The organism is Burkholderia sp. MSMB1588 (genome assembly GCF_001546925.1).
GTDB lineage: Bacteria > Pseudomonadota > Gammaproteobacteria > Burkholderiales > Burkholderiaceae > Burkholderia > Burkholderia humptydooensis.
Map to the genome: position 1 here is coordinate 1510008 of NZ_LNJS01000001.1, position 23060 is coordinate 1533067.

The following is a 23060-nucleotide window of genomic DNA, read 5'->3' on the forward strand; positions in this document are numbered from 1 at the left end:
GCCGCGCAGGTCCGATAGAGTGCGTGCAGAAGGCCGGCCATGCCGGCGAAACGAGGTGAGGTGACGAACATGAAAAAATTACTGACGAGCACGATGCTGGGCGTCGCGGCGCTCATGGCATCGGGCGCCGCGACGGCGGGCGGCGTCGATCTGTCGATCGGCGTCGGCGTGCCTGTCGCGCCGGTGTATGTGGCGCCGGAACCCGTCTATGTCGCGCCGCAGCCCGCGGTCGTCGGCTACCCGGCGTACTACGGCGGCTGGCGCGGCGACGATGACGAAGACTACTGGAAGCACTATCGCAAGCACTGGCGCAAGTGGCACCGCCATCACGACGACGATGACGATTGACCACGCGATCCGGCCTGCCGCCGCGACGGGCCCGTCGCGCCGCCGCAACGAAAAAAACGCCGCGCGGGCCGTGATGGTCCGCGCGGCGTTTTTCATCGCAGCCCGCCGCCGCCGTTCATGACACGGCGATGACGAATCAGAATGCGTAATCGGGATTCTTCGGATCGAACGCCGTTTCGTCGAGCGATTTCGGCGTGATCTTCTCGAACACGACCTTCTCGAACAGGCGCCCGTCGTTGTCGTACGATTCGACGGTTCGGAAGTACGGTTGCCGCAAGTCGAGCCCGAGCGTTTCCTTCTTCGCGTAGAACTGCGGCCGGCCGCCGGGCGTCTCGTAGGTGAGGGCGACGACGCGCACGCCCTTGATCGTCTTCGCCTCGACGTGCGTCGGCTTCAGCACGCCCGCGTCGCGGTACTTCTTCGCCTCGCTCAGGAACAGGTTCGCGACGAACTCGGTGCCGAGATCGCGCACCTGGTGATTCGATTGCGCGCGCGCGAGCGTGCCGTCGACGGCCGTCCACATCGGCAGCTTGCCGAGCAGGCCGCCCAGGTGGCCGTACATTTCGTCGGCGCGCTTCGTCGAATCGTAGATCACTTCCTGGCCCGAATGCGCGCCGTCCGGCAGCCACTTCGCGTAGACGCGCAGCGGGCCGCGCGTCACCTTGACGAACATGTGGTCGGGCGTATCCGACCATTTGCCGCTGATGCGCTCCTGGCGCAGCATCGTGAATTGGTACGACGGATGGCCGATCGGTCCCGCCGCGACGTAATCCGGCACGGTCTGCGGATCGAGCGACTCGAAGAGCGCCGTGAGCGTCGCGTCGTCGAGCTTTTCGAGCGTGCCCTGACGCGCGGCCGTGCGCAGCCAGCGCGCCTGCTGGTCGGCGGGCAGCTTCGCGACCTTCGCGAGCTCGGGCGGCAGCGCCGCGCCCGGCGCGCCGGGTTCGACGGCGGCGCTCGCCTCGGCGTCGGCCTGCGCGTGCGCGGCGCCTTGGCCGAGCACGAGCACGGGCACGAGCGAGAGCGCGGCCACGGCCGACGCGGCGGCGAGACGGCGCCGTGCGAATCGTGTTCGCGACGACGAAGACGGGTGTTGTGGTGACGCGTACGACATGCATTCCTCCCAGAACGCGATCAAGAATCCTGTTGAGGGGCTTTCGCGGTCCGCCCGGATCAGTGCTTCGCCGACGGATCGGCAGGCGCGTTCGCGAGCTTCGCGAGTTCCTCGTCGCGCAGCGCGCGGCGCAGGATCTTGCCGACGTTGGTCTGCGGCAACGCGTCGCGGAACTCGACGGCCCTCGGCATCTTGTATCCCGTCAGGTTCTTCCGGCAGTGCGCGAGCACGTCCTCGACCGTCAGCGACGCATCGCGAGGCACGACGAACACCTTGATGCGCTCGCCATGCACGGGATCGGGAATGCCGATCGCCGCCGCTTCGCGGATGCCCGGATGCGACACGAGCACGTCTTCGATCTCGTTCGGATACACGTTGAAGCCCGACACGAGGATCATGTCCTTCTTGCGGTCGATCAGGCGGATGAAGCCCTGCTCGTCCATTACGCCGATGTCGCCCGTCGCGAGCCAGCCGTCGGCGTCGATCACCTTCGCGGTCTCGTCGGGGCGCTGCCAGTAGCCGCGCATCACCTGCGGGCCGTGCACGCACAGCTCGCCCGGCTCGCCGACGTTCGCCCATGCGCCGTCCTCCTTGCGAAAGCGCACGATCGTCGAAGGCGCGGGCAGCCCGATCGAGCCGCTGAACGCGCGCTTCTCGTTCGCGTCGTATGGGTTCATCGTGACGATCGGCGAGCACTCGGTGAGCCCGTAGCCTTCGACGATCGGGCAGCCGGTCACCTGCTCGAAGCGCTCGGCGACCGCGCGCTGCATCGCCATGCCGCCCGCCATCGCGAGCTTGAGCTTCGAGAAGTCGCGCTTGCGGAATTCCTCGTTGTCGAGGAACGCGTTGTAGAGCGTGTTGATGCCGGTGATGCCCGTGAAGGTCTCGTGACGCAGGATCTTCATCATCATCTTCGTGTCGCGCGGGTTCGCGATCAGGATGTTGCGCCCGCCGAGGCCGAGGAAGATGAACGCGTTCACCGTCAGCGAATAGATGTGATAGAGCGGCAGCGGCGTGAGCACCGTCTCGACGTCGCCCGTCAGTTGATCCTCGATCCACGTCTTCGCCTGCAGCAGGTTCGCGATCAGGTTGCCGTGCGTGAGCATCGCGCCTTTCGCGACGCCTGTCGTGCCGCCCGTGTATTGCAGGAACGCGAGATCGTCGCGCTTGATCGCAACGGGCGCGGGCGCCTTCCTCGCGCCGGCCGCGAGCGCCGCGCGCAGGCGCACGGCCTGGGGCAGCCGATACGCCGGCACGAGCTTCTTCACGTGCTTGAGCACGAAGTTGATCAGCCGGCCTTTCGGATTGAGGCCGTCGGCGAGCAGATCGCCGAGCGCGGTCACGACGACGTGCTTGATCTGCGTCTCGGGCAGCGCGTCCTGCAGCGTCTTCGCGAAGTTCTCGAACACGACGATCGTCTGCGCGCCGCTGTCCTTCAGTTGATGCGCAAGCTCGCGCACCGTGTAGAGCGGATTCACGTTGACGACGATCGCGCCCGTCTTCAGCGTGCCGAACAGCGTGACCGGATACTGGAACGTGTTTGGCAGCATGATCGCGACGCGGTCGCCCGGCTTCACGCCGAGGCTCTGCAGATACGACGCGAACGCGGCCGCCTTGTGCGCGAGCGCCGCATAGGTCATCCGCGCGCCCGCGCTGATGAAGGCGATGCGCTGCGCATAGCGCGTCGTGCATTCGTCGAAGTACTGAGCAAGCGATTCGTACTGCGTGACGTCGATGTCGTGCGGCACGCCTTTCGGGTACGACGCGTACCAGATGCCGTCGGTGTTCGGCGCTTGCGTGTGGGCGTGGGCGGGCGCAACGGGGGCGGTCATCGCTTGTCTCCTGAATCGTTGGTATGGGCCGGCGCGCGGGCGTCGGCGGCGCGTTGCGCGAACTCGCCGCGCGATGCGCGTGCCGGGGTGGGCGCCGAAAAGGCGGGCGCCGGGTCGCGATATGTCAGCGCCGCCCCGTGCAGTCGCGCACCGCGCGGCCGGCGCTCGCGGTGCGCGAGCCTTCTCAGGTCGCGTGCGTCTCGTGCGCGGCCGCGCCGACCGGTTCGGCCGCGAACGCCTCGGTGCGGGGTGACGCCGGCGCCGCGGGGGCCGCCGGCATCGGCGCGGCGGACGCCGGCGCGACCGGAGCCGGCGGCACGGCGCTTGGCGCGAGCGCCGACACGGCGGCAGCCGGCACGAGTGCGGGGGCTGCGGACGGCGCGGCGGCGGGCGCGGGCGCAAGCGGTCCGGCAGGCTGCATCGTCGCGCTGGCCGAGGCCGCCGCGCCGTCGAGCACCGATGCGAAGATCGCGAGCTGCGTCGCGTCGGGCATCGGCGCGTTCAGCGCCGCGACGATCAGCGCGGACAGCCGCGCGATCATCTGCACGTCGTTCATCGTGCGGCCTTGCGTGAATTCGTCGATGAGGCTCTCCGTCTCCGCGCCCGCGAGCGCGCCGGACAGCGCGCCGATCGCGTAGTGCAGCCGCCAGCCGAGCTCCGCGCGCGGCAGGTTCGGCAGCGCGCGCTGGAATGCGTCGAAGAAGCGGCCGGCGACGGTTGCGTAGTGCGCGGTCAGGAAGTTGCGCACGAACGCCGACGGATCGGTGTACGCGCGGCCGATGAGCCTCAGGAACGCGCGGCCGCCGCGCTGCGGATCGCGCGACGCCTGCAGCGCCGGAATGAACATCGCGCCCAGCACGTGCTCGCAGGTGACGTGCGGGCCGAGTTGCGCGTCGAACCGATCGAGGATGCGCAGGCGCTCCTCGTTCAGTTGATCGAGGCGTCGCGACAGCATCGCGTGGATGAGCGCTTCCTTGCTGCCGAAGTGATAGTTGACCGCGGCGAGATTCACCGCGGCGCGCGATGTGATTTGCCGCATCGACATCGCTTCGAAGCCATGCTCGATGAAAAGATCTTCGGCCGCATCCAGGATGCGCGCCTTCGTCCCGCCGGCTTGCCGGCTGGCTTGTCGAACTGCCATGTTCCGCCTCCCTTGCCGGTTTCCCGGTACGCGAACAAGCGATTCAAATCTGTAATTGAAACAGCCGTTTTCATTAAGATAAAAAGCGGCGCGGGGCGGCGGCAAGCGTTCTTTATGGACAAAATCCTCTAGAGCATACAGTGCGATGCAGCATGAACGGTGCGCCGCGCGCAGCGCGACGCGCGCTTGCGCGATGGTGCGCCGCCGCGCGCGAGGTCATCCGGTCGTCGAGCCCATCGCGGCCGTTTGCGTCATGTCGATCCCGCGTCGTTCGCGGCTGAACACAATTAAAACGCAGATGACGACGGCGACGATGCCCGCGACCGTCGCGAGCGCCATGCTGTAGTCGTTGCCGTGATCGACCGCGAGCTGCGCCTGCATCGTCGCGTTGCCCGACGCGAGCAGATTGCCGAGCTGATAGACGAAGCCCGGGAACGTCGCGCGAATCTCGTCCGGCGAGATCTCGTTCAGGTGCACGGGGATCACGCCCCATGCGCCCTGCACCGAGATCTGCATCAGGAACGCGCCCGCGGCGAGCGCGAGCGTGCCCGCCGAGAACGCCCACAGCGGCAGCACGGGCAGCGCGATCAGCGCGGCGATGAAGATCGCGCGGCGGCGGCCGATGCGTTCGGACAACCAGCCGAACGTGAGGCCGCCCACGATCGCGCCGATGTTCAGCACGATCGTGATCCATGACACCGTATGCGGATCGAAGTGATGCTGCTCGCGCAGGAAGGTCGGGTAGAGATCCTGCGTGCCGTGCGAGAAGAAGTTGAACGCGGTCATCAGCACCACCGCGTAGATCGACAGCTTCCAGTTCTGCTTGAGCGTCGCGACGAGGCTCGGGCGCGCGCGCTTTTCCATTTGCCGCCACGCGGGCGACTCGGGCACTTTCGCGCGCACGTACAGCACGAGCAGCGCGGGCAGCACGCCGATCATGAACATCCCGCGCCAGCCGATGTACTGGTAGAAGAGGCCGAAGACGACCGACGCGAGCAGATAGCCGCTCGGATAACCCGCCTGCAGCAGGCCCGACACGGCGCCGCGCGCGCGCGGCGGAATCGTCTCCATCGTCAGCGCGGAGCCGACGCCCCATTCGCCGCCCATCGCGACGCCGAACAGCGTGCGCAGCGCGAGCAGCGCGGCGAGGCTCGGCGCGAAACCGGACGCGAGCTCGAGCAGCGAGTAGCACGCGATGTTGATCATCAGCGTCGGCCGGCGGCCGAAGTGGTCGGCGAGGCGGCCGAAGATCAGCGCGCCGATCGGGCGCGCGGCGAGCGTCAGCGTGATCGCGAACGCGACGGCGGGAATCTTCGTGTTGAATTCGGCGGCGATGTCTTTCAGCACGAAGACCATCAGGAAGAAATCGAATGCGTCGAGCGTCCAGCCGAGGTAGGCGGCGATCGTGACGTTGCGTTGTTCCCGGGTCCAGCTTATGGCCATGACGCAGTCTCCTCGAGAGGGAAGCGCCGTCGTGCCCCGCACCGCCCGGCTGGCGCGGCGCGCGGGCGGTAACGCGAGTGTACGCCGCTCGCCGCGCGCGTGAAGGCCCCGAGCGGGCCGATCCGGATTTATCCCTATGAAATGGATTGTTGCGCGTCCCGCAATCGCAGGGCGCTGCGATGCGCGTGCGCCGCGCGCCGCATGCGAGTCGCGCGATACCGGGGCGAAGTCGCACGCGCATCGAGCGGATCGCACGCGACTCGGCGGGACTCAACGGGCTTCGACAGGACAGGATTCGCACCGGTTTTCGCGACGCGGCAAGCGGTGCTAAGGTAGCGCCGTTTTCCTTCTTTCATGTGCTTACAGGTTGACGGATGGATCCGGATACGCAAGCTCGCCCGGCGCTGCCGACACTCGAAACCGACCGCCTGTGGCTGCGTCCGCGCGTGCTCGCCGATCTCGACGCATGCCTCGCGATGGATCGCGATCCGGACGTGACGCGCCACATCGCCGGCCCGTGGGACGACCCCGTCGAGCACCGCCGCTTCGTCGAGCATCGGATCACGTGCGCGTATCCGCCGGGGCTCGGCTACTGGTCGATCTTCGAGAAGGCGCAGCCCGCCCGGTTCGTCGGCTGGATGCTGCTGATCCCCGACTACGTCGAAGGCGGCCGCGACGTCGAGATCGGCTGGCGGCTCGTGCGCGCCTCATGGGGGCGCGGGATCGCGAGCGAAGCCGCGCGGCGCGTCGTCCGGCATGCGTTCGAGACGGTCAGGCTGCCGCGCGTCGTCGCGGACATCGCCGCGGCCAACGGCGCGTCGCTGAACGTCGCGCGCAAGCTCGGGATGCGGCGCGTCGGCATCGTGCGGGACGGCATCCCGTACGTTCGCCACCGGCTCGAGCGCGCGGATCTGGCCGCACGCGGCTGAGCGCGCGCGGGCGGAAGGCGCGCACCGCCGGCCGCGCAGCGTGCGGCAGTGCGCTTTGCGCAAACTTCGAGGGCAACGCGGTATTAACGCGAACGCCGATCCCATGTATCGTTGCCGACATCCTATTCGGGAGCCCCATCATGACGATCGGCCAGGACGTCCATCTCATTCCCGCGAAGCTCGACGCGCTGCGCCCGACGCAGATCACGGTCGGCTATCGCGAAGTGAAGGCAAAGCGCAAGCATTGGAAGTCGCTCGGCAAGAGGGCGCGCCGCGCGGCGATCGAGTCGCACTGGTTCCCGGCCGTGCTCGGGCCGGGCGGCGAATACTTCATCACCGATCACCATCATCTCGGGCTCGCGCTCATCGAGGAGGGCGTGACCCAGGTGAAGGCGATGCTGCTGAAGGATCTGTCGTGGCTCGACGAGACGATCTTCTGGCGGATGATGGAGCACAACCAATGGGTGCATCCGTTCGGCGCGAACGGCGCGCGCCACGACTACGCCCGCCTGCCGACATCGCTCGTCGGCCTGAAGGACGATCCCTACCGCAGCCTCGCGGGCGAGCTGCGCACGGCGGGCGGCTACGCGAAGGACGCGACGCCGTTCAGCGAGTTCCTGTGGGCCGATTTCCTGCGCCCGAAAATCGCGCTGACGCAGATCCGCAAGGATTTCGCGAAGGCGCTCGAAGCGGCGCTCGGCTACGCGCACACGCAGGAGGCGCGCTATCTGCCGGGCTGGTCCGGCGTGATCGCGGCGCCGCGCTGAGCGCCGCGTCCTCGTGTGCACGACGGGCAACGACCACGGAACGCGCATGGACCTCCGCTCGAAGCACATCGACGCGCCGCCGCAGCAGGCCGCGCATTTCGCGCCGCTCGACGAGCCGCCTGCGCCGCGAGGGCGCCGCGCGGCGCTCGACGCGCTCGCGGGGCTGTCGATCGCGGGCCTCCTGATACCCGAGGCGGTCGCATACGCGGGGCTCGCGAACCTGCCGCCGCAGGCGGGGCTCATCGCGCTCGTCGCCGGGCTCGTCGTCTATGCGATCGCGGGCAGCAGCCGCTTCGCGATCGTGTCGGCGACGTCGTCGTCGGCCGTCGTGCTCGCGGCCACCGTGATCTCCGAGGCCGGGCCGGGCGCCGGCACGCAGTTGATGCTCGCCGCGGCGCTCGTCGCGACGACGGGCATCGTGTTCATCCTCGCGGGCGCCGCGCGTCTCGGCGGCATGTCGGATTTCATCGCGCGGCCGGTGCTGCGCGGGTTTACGTTCGGCCTTGCGCTCACGATCGTGATCAAGCAGTTGCCGAAGATGCTCGACGTGCCGATCCGTCACGGCGACACGCTGCGCGTCGCGCTCGACCTGGTGCTCGGGATACCGAACTCCAACGTTCACAGCGCGGCGCTCGGCGCGACGGCGCTTGCGATCCTGTTCGCGCTCGGCAGGCGCACGCGCGTGCCGGCGACGCTCGTCGTGATCGTGCTCGGGATCGCGGCCGGCTACTGGATCGACTGGCATCGCTACGGCATCGCCGTCGTCGGCACGATCGATCTGGAAAATCTCGCGTTCGGCATGCCGGTGCTCGGCCGCTCCGACTGGATGCAGACGGCCGAGTTCGGCTTCGCGCTGATGCTGATCCTGTACGCGGAATCGTATGGATCGATTCGCAATTTCGCGCTCAAGCACGGCGACACGATTTCGCCGAACCGCGATCTCGTCGCGCTCGGCTGCGCGAATCTCGTATCGGGGCTGCTGCACGGAATGCCCGTCGGCGCCGGCTATTCGGCGACGTCGGCGAACGAGGCGGCGGGCGCGCAGACGCGCATGGCGGGCTTGTTCGCGGCCGCCGTGATCGCGCTGATCGTCTGGCTGCTGCTGCCGCAGCTCGCGCGCATCCCCGAGCCCGTGCTCGCGGCGATCGTGATCTTCGCGGTCAGTCATTCGCTGCACCCCGAAGTGTTCAGGCCGTACTGGAGCTGGCATCGCGACCGGATCGTCGTGATCGCCGCGCTCGCGGCCGTGATCGTGCTCGGCGTGCTGCACGGCCTGCTCGCCGCGATCGGCGTGAGCCTGCTGCTGACGCTGCGACAGTTGTCCGAGCCGAACGTGAGCGTGCTCGGGCGGCTGCGCGAGAGCCACGATTTCGTCGACGTGTCGATGCACGAGGATGCAAAGCCGATTTCCGGCGTGCTGATCGTGCGGCCGGAAGCGCAGCTCTTCTTCGCGAACGCGGAGCGCGTGCTGACCATGACGCGGCATCTCGCGCGCGACGCGCAGCCGCCCGTGCACACGGTGATGCTGAGTCTCGAGGAGTCGCCCGACGTCGACGGCACGACGATCGAAGCGCTGAAGACGTTCGGCGCCGAGTGCGGCGCGCGCGGCTGGCGCCTCGTGCTCGTGCGCCTGAAGCCGAACGTGCTGCGCGTGCTGCAGCGCGCGGCGGACGGGGCGCTGCGGGCGGACGCGCTGTCGGAGTTGAGCGTCGACGAAAGCCTGCAGTCGCTGGCGGCGGGCGAGCTGTCGCGCGCGTGACGTATCGATGTCGAGCCGCTTCGTTTCTCGCATCGTCGATATCGGCGGCTGCCGGGTTCGCCCGCGATCGTGCCGCTCGGTTTGCGCCGCCGCGCCGGGGAGGCGGGGTGCGCGCGGCGCGCGCGTCACGGCGTCGCTGCGCGCATCGCCGGCTGCACCGCGCGCAGCGCGGCGAACGGCACCCGCGACAGATCGAGCAGCGCCTGCGCCGTCGCCGCGATTTCGCGACGCAGGCGCGCATAGTCGATCTTGTCCGCCGTCGTCACGCCGTAGTTGAGCAGATACGTGGGGCCCGTGATCAGATTGATCGTCGGCACGCGCGCGCGGCCCCAGAAGTACTGCCCCTCGCCGGGCCAGACCGCGTCGTCCGCGCTGCCGTCTCCGTTCGGATTCAGCGGCGGCATCGCGAATGCGGGCGCCGCGTTTGCGCGGCGCACGAGTGCGTCGGCCGCATCGACGAGCGCCGGCACGGGCGGCATGAAGAGCGCGGTCGGCTCCGCGCGGCCCGTCGGCGCGAGCGCGCCGTGCGCGTTCGGCAGCCATTCCTGCGCGCCGAGATGCTCGATCGTCACGATGCACGCGATGCGCGCGACGAGCCCGTCGCGCGCATGTCGCGCGATGAAGTCCTCGGCGCCGACACCGCCCGCGAAATGCCCGCTCGACAGCAGGATCATGACCGTGCGCGGCAGCGCCGCGCGGGGCAGGCGGCTCAGGTATTGCGCGATCGCGACGATCGCGTTCGGGCCATTGTCCTCGATTCCGTTCGGGCCGTCCGTGTGGCTGTTGACGACGGTCAGCTCGTCGCTCATGCCGGGGATGATGCCGATCAGGTTGCGGGTCTGCACGCGCTCGACGCTCGCGTCGAGCGACAGCCGCAGCGTCGCGCGGCGCTCCGCGAGCGAGACGAGCTTCGCGCCCGTCGCACGATCGACGAAGAGGCCGGGCACGCGCCGCAGCCGGCCGTCGTACGGCGCGTACAGATCGGTCGCCTCGGCGCTCGACGTATCGGCGATCATCACGACGCCCGCCGCGCCCGCTGCTTGCAGCCTGTCGAGCATCGCGGTGAGCGTGCCGAGCATGAAGCTCGTGCGGACATAGGGCGCCGACGGCGGAAACGCGTTGTCCGGATCGAACACGCGCAGCGCGCGCTCGTGGAAGAACGCGCCCGATAGCGGCGATGCCGGCCATTCGACGACGGCGATCTTGCCGGCCACGTCCGCATCGGGCATCTGTCCGGCTGAGAGATAGCGGATCGGCGCGACGACGCCGTCGCGGCCGGTGTCGCCGGAATAGGGCAGGTAGCCCGTGACGTCGATGCGTTCGCGCGGCGCGCCGTCGGCGACGTCGAGCCGCCAGTGCCGCGCGGTCCAGCGCGTGAGCGTCGCCGCCTCGGTATGGAGCTGTGGCACGCCGGCTCGCGCGAGGCGGCGGCGCAACACGTCGATGTAGCGTTCGTGCGCGGGCGAGCCGGTCGATCTCAGGCCGCGGCGATCGAGGTCGATCTGCCATTGCACGAGCTGCGGCGTCGGCAGCAACTGCGACGCGTCCACGTCGACGGCGGCGCGATCGGGCAGCGCGGCGCTCGGCCATGCGCCGCTCGGCGATGCGTCGGGCTCGGAATCCGCATGCGCCGCGTCGAGCGCCGACAGCGCGAGCAACAGCGCGCATCCCGAAGCGCCGAACAAGCGGCGCGTCCATGATTTGAGCTGGGCCATTCGTGTTTCCTCGAGAGCGGTGCGCGGGGCGATCAGCGGCGAGACGAGCACCGCGGGCACGCGCACGCCGAAGCGCGTGAAGTCGAAGCCGAATTCGCCGACGGTGCCGTCGCCGGGCGGCGTCGCGCCGGATGGCGGCGCGACATGATCGTAGTTGCCGCCGTGCTCGTCATACGTGACGATGAAAAGCGTGCCGTTCCAGCCGGGACCGTTGCGCAGCGCGTAGTAGACGTCGTGAATCAACTGCTCGCCCGCGGTGACGTCGTAGTTCGGATGCTGGCTGTTGCCGCTCGCGTCCCAGCTCGGCTCGAGGAACGTGAACGCGGGCAGCGTGCCGTTCGCCGCGCGCGTCTGGAAGTCGCGAAAGTGGCCGAAGTGGCTGTCGTCGGCGTTCTGCGTGTTGGGGAAATCGTGGCGCGTGAGCGGATCGCGGTTGTAACCAAAGATCGCCCAGTCGGCGCCCTGGTCCGACAGCCGCCCGAAGATGCTCGGGCACGTGAAGATCTTCACGTGATCGTCGAGATGGCCCTGCGACGTGCCGGCGAGCGCGAACGCGCGGTTCGGCATCGTCATCGTCGGTGCCGACGTGAACCAGCGGTCGCACACCGCATAGCCTTTCGCGAGCCCGGACAGCACGGGCAGCAGCTCGGGCGTGTACATGCAGCCTTCGCCGGGATCGGCGCCCGGCATCAGATACGGATGCGGATCAGTTGCGCGAATCCGGTAGACGCCGACCGGGCGGCCGAGATCGTCGGGATTCGATTCGCTGCCGGTGAGGCCGTCGAACGGCTGGCCGGTGGGGGAGCGGTTGCCGTCGTCAGCGTAGAGAAAGCCGAGCATCTGATCGAACGAACGATTTTCTAGCATCAGATAGACGACATGTTCGATCCTGGAGAGTGGATTCGCCACGAGTGGACTCCGTTCGGGGGCCTCCGGCGTGCATTCGGGCGGTTGCGCATGACGGGGGGCGGTGGGCTTCCCGGCTTGCGCCGGGCCTCGGATTCGTGTGCTGAAAATACGCCGGGCATGTGATCGTTATACGAATGCCGGTGCAGGAGATCAAATGCAATGCGCAGGAAAGGCGATCGAGCGCGCGCCGACCACTACTCGCGCGCGGCGGGCCGCAACGCCGTCGCCGCATGGCTGCGGTACGCCGCCTCGAACAGCGTCGTGCTCAGCGCCATCGCGGCCAGCACGTGATCTACCGGCTGTTCCGATTGACCGTGGCGCAGGCGACGGCCATCGCTATCAGAAGCAGCAGCAATGCACGACATCCTGCTGCCCATGCCGCGTATTGCTTATGCATCGCGGTGATGCTCATCAGATGTGGCGCGCGCATCGACTGCGTTGCGCTGGCGCCGCCAGTCGGATGGCGTGATGCCGAAGCGTTCGCGAAAGGCCGTCGCGAAATTGCCCGGCGTGGAAAAGCCGATTTCCTCGGCAATATCGCCGATTCCCATCGACGTTTCCGCGAGAAAGTGCATCGCGGCGCGCAGGCGCGTGTCGCGCAGATACTCGAACACGGTCTGGCCGAGATGGTCGCGGAACACGCGCGACAGGCGCTTTTCGTGCGTGCCGACCTGCCGGGCGAGATCCTCTAGCGCGGGCGGATAGCGCAGGTCGCGCAGCAGGACCTCGCTCGCCGCGCGCACCAGCGCGGCGTCGGGATGGTCGGGAAGCTCGGGCAGATGCGCAAAGGGCTGGCTGCGGCGCGCGCGCTTCAGGTGATTGCGGATTCGTGCAATCACTTCAGCCGGTTCGAACGGCTTGACGATGTAGTCGATCGCGCCGGTTTCGAGTCCCGCGATGCGGTCCTCGAGATCGCCCGCGGCGGTCAGGATGATCACGGGTATCGACTGCGTGGACGGCGTCGACGCCAGCAGCCTGCACGCGGCGAAACCGTCCATGCGCGGCATGCGGACATCCATCAGGATCAGGTCGGGAGAGATCGCCTGCGCACGGTGATAGGCCTGCAGGCCGTCGAACGCGACGCTGATCCGGCACCGCGCGGCACGCAGGATCTCGGTCAGGAGCCGCAGGTCGTTCGGGCGATCGTCGGCGACAAGAATATGTGCGCCAACGAGATCCGGCGTGGTGCGAAGCGACACCGGACTGGACGAACGGGATGACATGGTTGCGAACGCGTGGGGAGGATGGTCTGTTGGACAGAAAGCATCGCAATGTGCACGATTGTTGCGAAAAATTATATGCCGACAACAGCGCCGTTTGTGTGGATTCCGTGCGACCGGTGGGGGCATGGCGGACGGGATATGGCTGCGTCATCGCGGCAGGTGGCCGGGCGACGGAAAAGAGGTGGAAAAATCTGCCGGATGGCGCTTTGATTTTCGGTCGTTATTCCCGGTTAATTCGCGAAAACTCGAATTGGCATGGACGACGAATTCACGCGTACGGCATCGGAGTGCCATATGAAATTTGATGTTGATCGAATGGGGGCAATTCATTGCCAATCTGATTGAGATTTTTGGGTGGGCGGCCAAAATTTTCTTCATGTTTAAATAAAATATTCAGCCGGATCGTATGAATGTAAATGTCGTCCGCTCTGGAAAATATTTTTTCCGCTCTGGAAAAGGTTTGTTTGGACGAATGCCTGCACACTAGGCCAGGTGGGGTTGGAATCGGTTCTTTCAGATCCGAGGGCATGGCGACAGGTTGCTGACCAGCGCGAAGGTAACGAAAGCTTCATATTTTCTCGAATGTGTTGATATATAAGGCAAGCTGGGAATTATGAGGCCTGTAAAGATATGAGCGTCTAGCAAGAAGAAATTGTCGAGGAAATTCAAGCAATTAATTCGGTGCAGGGGTCGTTCGGCAAGCCATCGATTTTTCCGGAAATCCGGAAAGTTCGTCCGGTAGTCGAACGGAAAGAGTGAGTGACTTCGCGTTGGCCGCCGGCAGTTCGATCCATTCGGGGGCGGTCGCGCGTGGCGCTCTATCGAATCAGGCGGGCACGATAAATATGAGCACGACAAGCATGGCAGGTCAGGGCACCGGTTCGCTCGAACCGGGGTCGGCTGTCAGCGTCAGCGATCCGGCGACGCATGCTTCAGCCCCGGGGACTGAACGACTTCATCCTCCTCCCGAATGAAACATGACGGGCCGCCTGCGGTGCGGGCCGGCAACCGTCCATCCGGCGTCAGAACGCCGCTTTCCCATGAGATTCGAGGTCGCCCTTCGTTCGGCGCGACGGCGCACGCGTGCGTCTTTTTGCGGCGCGCTGCGCATCGCGCCGCCGTTTCGGCGGCGACGTCGACTTCCATGATCCGATAACCGGCGATCGCCGTCGCGCATCGTGCCGAAGGGCACGGGCGGCGTGCGGTCGCGTGATCGCGATATTCATCGTGAGTGTCGGGCAGCGCTGTTCGTCAGTTTTATTGGTAATGCGAATCAAATAACGGGGCGTCGCGAGGCGGGCGAAAACGGAAAGGGTGCGTTTTTTGCCGGCCGCCGCGTTCGCTGTTGCGTCATCCAGCACATGGGAACCGAGGGAAGACAAGATGAACAAGTCGTTCAAGTCGATCTGGAACGAAGCATTGGGGGCCTGGGTTGCAGCGTCGGAGCATGATCGGGCACGCGGCAAGCGTGTCGCATCGTCGCGGAGCGCGTCGACGCCCGCCACGAACACGGGGACCGGGGCAAGCGCGGGAACGCCTTCGCTGATGTCGCGGCGGCGGCTGGCCGTGCTGACGGCGTCTGCGTATCTCGGGTTGTTCCAGACAGGCGCTCATGCGCAGTATTCGCAGGATGGCGGTTCCGCCACTGGCGGCCCCAGTTCCATATCGATCGGCCTCGGTTCGATTGCCACGCAGGAGAATGCCACCGCGTTTGGCAACCTGTCGACGGCGACGGGTGTTTCCGCCACGGCGTTGGGCCCAGGTGCGCACGCGACAGGCAGCGGGTCTACCGCTGTCGGTATCAACGCGCAGGCGAACGGCGTTAATAGCGCGTCGCTCGGCGTGCAGGCTATCGCTAACGGCGACTACTCGGTTTCCATCGGCAACCTTACGAGTGCGACCCAAAGCGGCACGGTGGCGATCGGCAGCGGCGCTTCCGCGACCGGCGTTTCCGCCATCGGGCTCGGGAACAATGCGCTGGCCTCCGGCCAATATGCAGCCGCGCTCGGTCTCGGGTCGATTGCGTCCGGAGCTCAAAGCGTCGCGCTCGGCTATGCGTCGCATGCCACCGATACCGGAACGGTCGCGCTCGGCAACCAGGCGACGAGTTCCGGCGCGGCCGGCGTGGCGGTCGGCAGCGGCGCGCTGGCTTCCGGGAATTCCGGCGTCGCGATGGGCGTCAACAGCGGCGCGAAGGGCACGTCGTCGATCGCGATCGGCTGGGGCGGCACCGCCGGCGTGCCCGGATCGGGCACGCAGTCGCTCGGCATCAGTTCGATCGCACTGGGTTCGAGCACGACGGCCAGTGCCGATCAGGCGATGGCATACGGCCTGGGCGCGAACGCGTCGGGCATCAGTTCGATCGCGATGGGCGTGCAGTCGAACGCGACACAGGAGTTCGGCGTCGCGCTCGGCAATCTCGCGCTCGCGACCGGCATATCGGGGACCGCGCTGGGTTCCGGTGCGACCGCATCGGCCGTGAATGCGACGGCGATCGGCATCAACAGCGTGGCGGCGGCGGGCTCCACCGTCGCCATCGGCGACACCAACTCGGTCGCCGCCGCAGCAGGCGCCGGCTCGATCGCCGGCGGCAACAACTCGAAGGTGCTGAGCGGCACCGGCGCCGTCGCGCTCGGCGAAGGTCAGACGGCGAGCGGCAACGGCGCGGTGGCGATCGGCGATCCGAGCACCGCGATCGGCACCGGCGCGGTCACCGCCGGCTCGAACAACACGGCGAACGGCGACGGCGCGGTGGCGATCGGCAATACGAACAACGCGCAAGGCACTGGCTCGATCGCGCTCGGCAATACGTCGACCGCGGCGGCGGCGGGCGCGGTGGCGTTCGGCGCGTCGGCTGTGGCGAACAACGCGGGCGATGTCGCGCTTGGCTCCGGTTCGACGACCGCCGCGCCGAATCCGACGGCAAGCGCGATGATCGGCGGCGTCACGTACAACTTCAAGGGCACGACGCCGACCAGCGTCGTCAGCGTCGGCGCGTCGGGCACCGAGCGCCAGATCACCAACGTCGCGGCCGGGCGCATCAGTTCGGCGAGCACGGACGCGATCAACGGTTCGCAGCTCGATGCGACGAACCAGGCGGTCAATTCGCTGTCGACGTCGACGGCGTCGAGCGTCACGTCGTTGTCGACCGGCGTGTCGTCGTTGTCGACGGGGCTGAGCTCGACCAACAGCACGATCACCTCGCTGTCCACGGCGACGTCGACGGTCGTCGGTTCGTTGTCGACGGGCCTGAGTTCGACGAACAGTTCAGTGACGTCGCTGTCCACGTCCACGTCGACGGTCGTCGGCTCGCTGTCGACCAGTTTGAGCTCGACCAACAGCACGATCACCTCGCTGTCCACGGCGACGTCGACGGGCATCATCTCGCTGTCCACCGGCCTGTCGAGCACGAACAGTTCGATCACGTCGCTGTCGACCGCGACGTCGACGATCGTCGGTTCGCTGTCCACCGGCGTCGTTTCGCTGTCGACCGGCCTGAGCACGACGAACAGCAGTGTGACGTCGCTGTCGACCGCGACGTCGACGATCGTCGGTTCGCTGTCCACCGGCGTCGTTTCGCTGTCGACCGGCCTGAGCACGACGAACAGCAGTGTGACGTCGCTGTCGACCGCGACGTCGACGAGCATCGGTTCGCTGTCCACCGGCCTTAGCTCGACGACGAGTTCGATCACGTCGCTGTCGACCGCGACGTCGACGATCGTCGGCTCGCTGTCCACCGGCCTGTCGAGCACGAACAGCAACCTGACGTCGCTGTCCTCCGCGACGTCGACGGGCATCAGTTCGCTGTCGACCGGTCTCAGCTCGATCGCGACGAACAACAACAATCTGGGCAACAGCACGGCGGGCGCGATCGGCGGCGGGGCCGCCTACGATCCGACGACCGGAACGATTTCGGCGCCGTCGTACGTGACGTACAACGGCGACGGCTCGACGACGATCAACAACAACGTCGGTTCGGCGATCGACAACATCAACGCACACGGAATCAAGTATTTTCATGCGAACTCGACCGCGCCGGACAGCCAGGCGATTGGCGTCGACAGTGTCGCGATCGGCCCGAACGCGGTATCGAAGGTGGATGGCAGCATCGCACTCGGCGCCGGTTCGGTGGCCGACCGCGCGACGGTGCCGGCCTCGGGCATCATCCGCAACGGCAGCGCGTCGATTCCGTTCGACACGACCGACCAGACGCTGCTCGGCGCGGTATCGGTCGGCGACGCGACCAGCAAGACCTATCGCCAGATCACCAACGTCGCGGACGGCACCGGGCAGCAGGATGCGGTGACCGTGCGGCAACTGGCCGGCGCGTTACAGTCGTTCGCGGTGACGGGCCAGAAGTATTTCCATGCGAACTCGACGTCCGGGGATTCGCTCGCGGTCGGCGCGGAATCGGTTGCGGTGGGGCCCACGACGGTCGTCAACGGCGATAACGGCGTGGGCATCGGCAACGGCGCGATCGTCGATGCGACCGCGCCGGGCGGCGTCGCGATCGGCCAGGCCGCGAGTTCCGCGCAGGCCGACGCGATCGCGCTCGGCAGCGGCGCGACGGCGACGGGCGCGCAGTCGGTCGCGCAGGGCGCCAACGCGGTCGCGGTCAGTGTGGGCAGCGTCGCGCTCGGCTCGGGTGCGCGCAGCAATGCGACCGACGCGCTCGCGCTCGGCGCAGGCGCATCGGCGACGTTCGCGAACAGCGTCGCGCTCGGCGCGGGTTCGCTGACCACGGTCGGCGCGCTGACGAACTACATCGCGTACGGCCTGAGCAGCCCGCAGTCCTCGGCCGGCGAGGTCAACGTCGGCAACCGGCAGATCACAGGTCTCGCCGCAGGGAAAAACGGCACCGATGCGGTAAACGTGTCGCAGCTCGATTCGGTCGCCAGCCAACTGACGACGTTGATCAACCAGCGCACGTCGAACCTCGGTGGTTCGTACACGACGAATCCGAGCAGCACGAACGTGCCGCCGGGCTCGACCGGGTCGAACTCGTCGGCGGGCGGCTCGGGTGCGGTCGCATCGGGTTCGAACAGCACGGCGGTCGGCAACGGGGCGCTGGCGTCCGGCAACGGATCGACCGCGATCGGCGTCGGGTCCACCGCGACGGGCAGCAATTCGGCCGCGATCGGCACGGGCAGTAACGACGGCGGGCGGTCGGACGTCGTCGCGGTCGGCTCGGCGAATTCGGCGCGCCAGGTCGTCAACGTCGCGGCCGGTACGCAGGGGACCGATGCGGTCAACGTGAACCAGTTGAACGCCAGCGTCGCCAATACGCTGGCGCAGGCGAACAGCTATACGGACGGCCAGGTCGCCAGCCTGCGCAACAGCCTCGACAGCTACCGCCGCGATGCGGACGGCGGCACGGCGACGGCGATGGCCGTGGCCGGCCTGCCGCAACCGTCCGGCCCCGGCAAGAGCATGGTCGCGCTGGCCGGCAGCGTGTATCGCGGCCAGTCGGGACAGGCGCTGGGCATTTCGACGATTTCGGAGAACAACCACTGGATCTACAAGGCGGCCGTCTCGACCAACACGCGCGGCACGTACGGCGCGGTGGTCGGTGCCGGATATCAGTGGTGAGCCGCGGCCCGCGCCGTTTCCCTTCCATTCAGACAATGGCAAACATGAACGCAAATCTTGCAAAGTTCGCGGCCGCGGCCCTGCTCGCCGCCGGCCTGACCGGATGCGCCACGCAGCAGGGCGATCCGCCGTTCCCGTCGCCCGATGCGGCCACGCTGCCCGAGGGCACGTATCCGAATCTCGCGAACCTCGCGCAGGTCCAGCCGGGCGTGACGAAGAACCAGTTGTACGAACTGCTCGGGCCGCCGCATTTCCACGAGTGGATTTTCCATGTGCGGACGTGGAACTACCTGTTCCAGTTCCGTCATGCTGGAAAGGTCGAGACCTGCCGGTATCAGGTTCAGTTCGATTCGGACAACCGCGTCGTGAAGACGCGGTGGGACAAGGCGGAGTGTGAGGCGTTCGGCGGGAAGGGAGCATGAAGGCCGACGCCGTCTGACCGGCCTTCGGGCCGCTTGCGGGCGCCGATGTCCTGAGTCGCTCGGCGCCCGCCGCCGCTTTACCGCGCCAGACCGGCGTCGCCGCCCGGCGCCGCGGCGCCTGCCGGGCGGCTTCAACCCCGCGCCGCACCCGTCGACTCCCGCACGACCAGCTCCGGCGCACCGATCGTATGCACGGCCGCGGCCGGCTCGAAGCCGTCGATCATGTCGAGCGTCAGTGCAATCGCGCGCGCGGCGATCAGTGACGTCGGGAATCGGACCGTCGTCAGCGCGGGGCGGAACTGGTGCGCGAGCTGGATATCCGTCATGCCGACGACCGACAGGTCGGCCGGCACGCGCCGGCCGAGATCGGCGGCCGCCTGCATCGCGCCGATCGCCATCAGGTCGTTGGTCGCGAACAGCGCGGTGAGGTCGGGCTTCGCCCGGAGCAGCGCGGCGGCCGCTTCGTAACCGCCTTCGATCGAATCGTGCGTCGACACGGTCGTCAGCGCATCCACCGGATGGCCGCGAGCTGCGAGTTCGTCGGCAAAACCGCGCAGCCGCAACGACTGCGGGCCGCCCGAGCCCTTGCCGACGAGTGCGCCGAATGCGCGATGCCGCAGCTCGGACAGGTGCGCGGCGGCGAGCGCACCCGCCGCCGCGAAATCGACGGTCACGCAGGGCAGTGTGCGCGACGCGTGCACATGCTCCCACATGCACAGCACGATCGCCGCCCCGCGGCGCGCGATGTCGGCGAGTTCGGCCTCGGCGAGGTCGGTGTTCATCACGATCGCGCCGGCCGCCAGCGTGCCGGCGATCCGCTCGAGATAATTGCGCGTGATCGCCGGATCGTCGTCGGTGTTGGACACCAGCAGATAATGGCCGCGTTTGCGCGCCTCGCGCTCCGCGGCGAGCACGAACTCCGGATAGAACGGGTTCGTGATGTTCGACAGCATCAGCGCGAGTGTCGACGTGCGGCCCTCGGCGAGCGCGCGCGCGGTGAGGTTCGGTCGATAGCCGAGTTCGCGAATCGCCGCCATCACGCGTTCGACGGTCGCCGGCTTCACCTTCTGCGGATTCCGCAGCACGTTCGAAACTGTCGCCGCGGTGACGTTCGCGCGCCGCGCGACTTGCGCGAGCGTCACCATGCGAGGCCTCCGGCCGGTCGGGCAGCGTCGTGCGGGAAGGATGAAGAGGGGGCGTGTTTGCTCATATTCTGGGAGTGCGTCCCACAAGTTGCGCAGAGACAGGCGATACGCTAATTTCTGAACGCATCACATGAAGGAGACGACATGGTACGGCGAAGCGGGCTGATCGCACCATCAAAATTTAAGCGTTTAAATCTATGGATTCGACGCGTGTGATTCAGGAGAGGAGAGTGCGATGACCGCCATTTCATTGAAGGATGTCTCGAAGCGCTACGGCGACCATGCGCCGGTGCTGCGCAACGTGAACCTCGAGATCGCGTCGCACGAGTTCTGCGTGTTTCTCGGTCCGTCGGGCTGCGGCAAATCCACGCTGTTGCGGATGATTGCCGGGCTCGAGGACGTGAGCGAAGGCGAACTGCAGATCGGCGGCACACGAATGAACGACACGCCGCCTGCCGAGCGCGGCGTCGCGATGGTGTTCCAGAGCTATGCGCTGTTTCCGCACATGACCGTGTTCGACAACATCGGTTTCGGGTTGCGCATCGCCGGCGTGCCGAAGGACGAGATCCGCCGCCGCGTGACCGAGGCCGCGCGCGTGCTGCAGCTCGACACGGTGCTCGAGCGCAAGCCGAAGGCACTGTCGGGCGGCCAGAGGCAGCGCGTCGCGATCGGCCGCGCGATCGTGCGCGAGCCACGTGTGTTCCTGTTCGACGAGCCGCTGTCGAATCTCGACGCGACGCTGCGCGGGCAGACGCGTGTCGAGATCGCGCGCCTGCATGCACGCTTCACGCAATCGAGCTCCGTCTACGTGACGCACGACCAGATCGAGGCGATGACGCTGGCCGACCGGATCGTGCTGCTGCACGCGGGCGACGACGTCGCGCGCTTCGGCAGCATCGCGCAGGCCGGCGCGCCGCTCGAGCTGTATCACCGGCCGGCCAACCGCTTCGTCGCGGGCTTTATCGGCTCGCCGCGGATGAATTTCCTGCCGGCGGCCGTCGTATCGAGTGATGCACACGGATGCCGCCTGCGTCTGGACAGCACCGGCGAGACGCTGACGTTGCGCGATCGTCCATTGCCGCGCCATACCGGCAGCGGCGCGCGCGTGACGCTGGGGGTCCGTCCCGAGCATCTTGCGGTCGCGCCGTCCGGTGACACCGATATGCCCGCGATCGTCCGCGACGTCGCGCTCGTCGAGCAACTGGGCGAAGCGGCGTACGTGCATCTCGACCAGCCGGACGGCGTACCGCTGCTCTCGAAATTGCCGGGCCAGGTCGCGTTGCGGCGCGGCGAGCGCCGCGCGTTCCGCGTGCCGCCGTCGTGCTGCCACCTGTTCGACGAGGCCGGCATCGCGTTGCCGGCCGCACACGCCGAAGCGGCGTTCGCGTAGCGGCGCCGCGCCGATCCGCCGCGCGCGGCGCGGCACCCATCACACCAATACCAGGAGACAACGATGAGACTTCGTGCGAGCCGACTGCTGCTTGCCCTGACGACTGCCGCTGCGTTCGCCGCGGCAACGGCCGACGCGGGCACGTTGAAGGTGAACGTCGCCGCGCGCGGCAACCAGCGCGCGACGTGGCAAGCGGTGTTCGACCAGTTCCACAAGGCGAATCCGGACATCGACCTGAAGGTCAGCTACGTCGGCGAGGAGGCGTACAAGGTGCAGATGTCCGGCTGGCTCGCGACCGATCCGCCCGACGTGCTGAGCTGGAACAACGGCGAGCGGCTCGCGTATTTCGCGAAGCGCGGGCTGATCGAGGACCTGAGCGCGGACTGGCAGAAGAACGGCTGGAATGACACGTATGCGGCCGTGAAGCAGTCGTCGACATACGGCGGCAAGCTCTACAGTCTGCCGCTCGGCTATGACGCGTACGGCCTGTTCTACCGCAAGGATCTGTTCGAGAAGGCGGGCATTCATGGCGAGCCGGCCGACTGGGCGCAGTTTCTCGACGCCTGTCGCAAGCTGAGGGCGGCGGGCATTGCACCGATCGCGGTGGCTGCGCGCGATGCATGGACGCTGGCCGCGTGGTTCGACTACCTCGACTTGCGGATCAACGGCTATGCGTTCCACCAGAAGCTGATGGCGGGCGACGTCGCTTATACCGATCCGCGCGTGCGCGCCGTGTACGCGGCATGGAAGAAGCTGATCGACGACAAGTATTTCATCGACAACGCGCTGTCCTACGACGTCGATTCGCTGAGCCCGCTGATCGTCAACGGTCAGGCCGCGATGACGCTGATGGGCACCTGGTATTCGGCCGGCCTGCTGAGCGCAACGCGCAACCCGATCAGCTTTTTCCGCTTCCCGGTGCTCGACGCGTCGGTGCCGCTTGCCGAGGACGGCCCGGTCAATGTGCTGATCGTCCCGGCGAAAGCCCGCAACAAGACGGATGCGCGCCGCCTGCTCGCGTTCATGGGGCAACCCGCGATCAGTGGCGAGTTCGCGAAGGGCATGGGACAGTTGCCGTCGAACAACAAGGCGCCCGAGCCGCAGGACCCGATCTCGAAGATCGGCTTCCGCACGCTCGCGGCGACGCCGGGCGGCATCGCGCAGTTCTACGATCGCGACATGACGAAGGAAATGGCGGACGAGGGGATGAAGGCGATGCAGCAGTTCCTGTCCGACCCGACGCAGCTCGATGCGATCCTGCAGCGTCTCGAGCAGACCCGCAAGCGCATCTACCGGAAGTAGCGCAGCAGGGCCGGGCCGGCTGCGCCGGTCCG

17 protein-coding genes are annotated in these 23060 nt (G+C 67.5%); 8 read left to right on the top strand and 9 right to left on the bottom strand.

What is annotated here, in order from left to right; translation table 11 throughout:
- Positions 1–69 precede the first annotated feature (69 nt).
- Positions 70–348 carry a PXPV repeat protein gene (locus WS92_RS18730; RefSeq protein WP_015600364.1) on the top strand — a complete coding sequence of 93 codons (279 nt, stop codon included), beginning with the start codon at positions 70–72 and terminating at the stop codon, positions 346–348.
- A 136-nt stretch (positions 349–484) separates the two neighbouring features.
- Here WS92_RS18730 and WS92_RS18735 read toward each other — a convergent pair whose 3' ends face one another.
- From WS92_RS18735 to WS92_RS18750, 4 genes are all read right to left on the bottom strand, one after another.
- Complete coding sequence (locus WS92_RS18735) at positions 485–1462, bottom strand: DUF1571 domain-containing protein (protein WP_059929659.1); 978 nt, start codon at positions 1460–1462, stop codon at positions 485–487.
- A 59-nt stretch (positions 1463–1521) separates the two neighbouring features.
- On the bottom strand, positions 1522–3294 hold the full coding sequence (locus tag WS92_RS18740; protein ID WP_006026567.1) for an AMP-binding protein: 1773 nt from the start codon (positions 3292–3294) through the stop codon (positions 1522–1524).
- Positions 3295–3478: 184 nt separating this feature from the next.
- Complete coding sequence (locus WS92_RS18745; RefSeq protein ID WP_059929657.1) at positions 3479–4435, bottom strand: TetR/AcrR family transcriptional regulator; 957 nt, start codon at positions 4433–4435, stop codon at positions 3479–3481.
- Positions 4436–4651: 216 nt separating this feature from the next.
- Positions 4652–5878 (bottom strand): MFS transporter, encoded by a 1227-nt coding sequence (locus WS92_RS18750; protein ID WP_006026569.1) that lies wholly within the window; start codon positions 5876–5878, stop codon positions 4652–4654.
- 374 nt (positions 5879–6252) lie between these two features.
- On the opposite strand from WS92_RS18750, the gene WS92_RS18755 reads away from it, so the two are divergent.
- The 3 genes from WS92_RS18755 (at position 6253) to WS92_RS18765 (ending at position 9333) form a co-directional block, all read left to right on the top strand.
- The gene (locus WS92_RS18755; RefSeq protein WP_059929654.1) at positions 6253–6807 is read left to right on the top strand and encodes a GNAT family N-acetyltransferase; all 555 of its coding nucleotides are present in this window, start codon (positions 6253–6255) and stop codon (positions 6805–6807) included.
- Positions 6808–6947: 140 nt separating this feature from the next.
- Complete coding sequence (locus tag WS92_RS18760) at positions 6948–7574, top strand: ParB-like protein (RefSeq protein WP_059929653.1); 627 nt, start codon at positions 6948–6950, stop codon at positions 7572–7574.
- A gap of 46 nt (positions 7575–7620) precedes the next feature.
- Positions 7621–9333, top strand: a complete 1713-nt coding sequence (locus tag WS92_RS18765; protein ID WP_009912573.1) for a SulP family inorganic anion transporter — start codon at positions 7621–7623, stop codon at positions 9331–9333.
- 125 nt (positions 9334–9458) lie between these two features.
- Here WS92_RS18765 and WS92_RS37225 read toward each other — a convergent pair whose 3' ends face one another.
- From WS92_RS37225 to WS92_RS36700, 4 genes are all read right to left on the bottom strand, one after another.
- On the bottom strand, positions 9459–11957 hold the full coding sequence (locus tag WS92_RS37225) for an alkaline phosphatase family protein (protein ID WP_141668060.1): 2499 nt from the start codon (positions 11955–11957) through the stop codon (positions 9459–9461).
- 194 nt (positions 11958–12151) lie between these two features.
- Positions 12152–12334, bottom strand: a complete 183-nt coding sequence (locus WS92_RS35900; RefSeq protein WP_156442975.1) for a hypothetical protein — start codon at positions 12332–12334, stop codon at positions 12152–12154.
- A gap of 12 nt (positions 12335–12346) precedes the next feature.
- Positions 12347–13180 carry a response regulator transcription factor gene (locus WS92_RS18780; RefSeq protein WP_043282585.1) on the bottom strand — a complete coding sequence of 278 codons (834 nt, stop codon included), beginning with the start codon at positions 13178–13180 and terminating at the stop codon, positions 12347–12349.
- Between the two features lie 1022 nt (positions 13181–14202).
- Positions 14203–14580, bottom strand: coding sequence for a hypothetical protein (locus WS92_RS36700; RefSeq protein ID WP_231755886.1), 378 nt, complete (start codon positions 14578–14580; stop codon positions 14203–14205).
- Between WS92_RS36700 and WS92_RS18785 the strand changes: the two genes are divergently transcribed.
- Complete coding sequence (locus WS92_RS18785; RefSeq protein WP_059929651.1) at positions 14564–18769, top strand: YadA-like family protein; 4206 nt, start codon at positions 14564–14566, stop codon at positions 18767–18769. The two genes, WS92_RS36700 and WS92_RS18785, sit on opposite strands and share 17 nt — an antisense overlap.
- Positions 18770–18813: 44 nt before the next feature.
- Positions 18814–19191, top strand: coding sequence for an outer membrane protein assembly factor BamE (locus WS92_RS18790; protein ID WP_006026578.1), 378 nt, complete (start codon positions 18814–18816; stop codon positions 19189–19191).
- A 131-nt stretch (positions 19192–19322) separates the two neighbouring features.
- Here the strand turns inward: WS92_RS18790 and WS92_RS18795 are convergent, their stop codons facing one another.
- Positions 19323–20336 carry a LacI family DNA-binding transcriptional regulator gene (locus WS92_RS18795; protein ID WP_009917110.1) on the bottom strand — a complete coding sequence of 338 codons (1014 nt, stop codon included), beginning with the start codon at positions 20334–20336 and terminating at the stop codon, positions 19323–19325.
- A gap of 235 nt (positions 20337–20571) precedes the next feature.
- Here WS92_RS18795 and ugpC point away from each other — a divergent pair, with 235 nt between their 5' ends.
- Together ugpC and WS92_RS18805 are read left to right on the top strand one after the other, a co-directional pair.
- On the top strand, positions 20572–21726 hold the full coding sequence (ugpC, locus tag WS92_RS18800) for an ABC transporter ATP-binding protein (RefSeq protein WP_009917109.1): 1155 nt from the start codon (positions 20572–20574) through the stop codon (positions 21724–21726).
- 63 nt (positions 21727–21789) lie between these two features.
- A complete protein-coding gene (locus WS92_RS18805) occupies positions 21790–23028 on the top strand; it encodes an ABC transporter substrate-binding protein (RefSeq protein ID WP_059929649.1) in 1239 nt (412 codons plus the stop codon).
- The last annotated feature ends 32 nt before the right edge of the window (positions 23029–23060 follow it).

What these genes read in the sequence shown, in the direction of transcription:
- WS92_RS18805 (WP_059929649.1), top strand. Translation starts at nt 21,790, where the DNA reads ATGAGACTTCGTGCGAGCCGACTGCTGCTTGCCCTGACGACTGCCGCT.
- WS92_RS18780 (WP_043282585.1), bottom strand. Translation starts at nt 13,180, where the DNA reads ATGTCATCCCGTTCGTCCAGTCCGGTGTCGCTTCGCACCACGCCGGAT.
- WS92_RS35900 (WP_156442975.1), bottom strand. Translation starts at nt 12,334, where the DNA reads ATGGGCAGCAGGATGTCGTGCATTGCTGCTGCTTCTGATAGCGATGGC.
- WS92_RS18765 (WP_009912573.1), top strand. Translation starts at nt 7,621, where the DNA reads ATGGACCTCCGCTCGAAGCACATCGACGCGCCGCCGCAGCAGGCCGCG.
- WS92_RS18755 (WP_059929654.1), top strand. Translation starts at nt 6,253, where the DNA reads ATGGATCCGGATACGCAAGCTCGCCCGGCGCTGCCGACACTCGAAACC.
- WS92_RS18735 (WP_059929659.1), bottom strand. Translation starts at nt 1,462, where the DNA reads ATGTCGTACGCGTCACCACAACACCCGTCTTCGTCGTCGCGAACACGA.
- ugpC (WP_009917109.1), top strand. Translation starts at nt 20,572, where the DNA reads ATGACCGCCATTTCATTGAAGGATGTCTCGAAGCGCTACGGCGACCAT.
- WS92_RS18750 (WP_006026569.1), bottom strand. Translation starts at nt 5,878, where the DNA reads ATGGCCATAAGCTGGACCCGGGAACAACGCAACGTCACGATCGCCGCC.
- WS92_RS18745 (WP_059929657.1), bottom strand. Translation starts at nt 4,435, where the DNA reads ATGGCAGTTCGACAAGCCAGCCGGCAAGCCGGCGGGACGAAGGCGCGC.
- WS92_RS18790 (WP_006026578.1), top strand. Translation starts at nt 18,814, where the DNA reads ATGAACGCAAATCTTGCAAAGTTCGCGGCCGCGGCCCTGCTCGCCGCC.
- WS92_RS18730 (WP_015600364.1), top strand. Translation starts at nt 70, where the DNA reads ATGAAAAAATTACTGACGAGCACGATGCTGGGCGTCGCGGCGCTCATG.
- WS92_RS18760 (WP_059929653.1), top strand. Translation starts at nt 6,948, where the DNA reads ATGACGATCGGCCAGGACGTCCATCTCATTCCCGCGAAGCTCGACGCG.
- WS92_RS18785 (WP_059929651.1), top strand. Translation starts at nt 14,564, where the DNA reads ATGAACAAGTCGTTCAAGTCGATCTGGAACGAAGCATTGGGGGCCTGG.
- WS92_RS18795 (WP_009917110.1), bottom strand. Translation starts at nt 20,336, where the DNA reads ATGGTGACGCTCGCGCAAGTCGCGCGGCGCGCGAACGTCACCGCGGCG.
- WS92_RS18740 (WP_006026567.1), bottom strand. Translation starts at nt 3,294, where the DNA reads ATGACCGCCCCCGTTGCGCCCGCCCACGCCCACACGCAAGCGCCGAAC.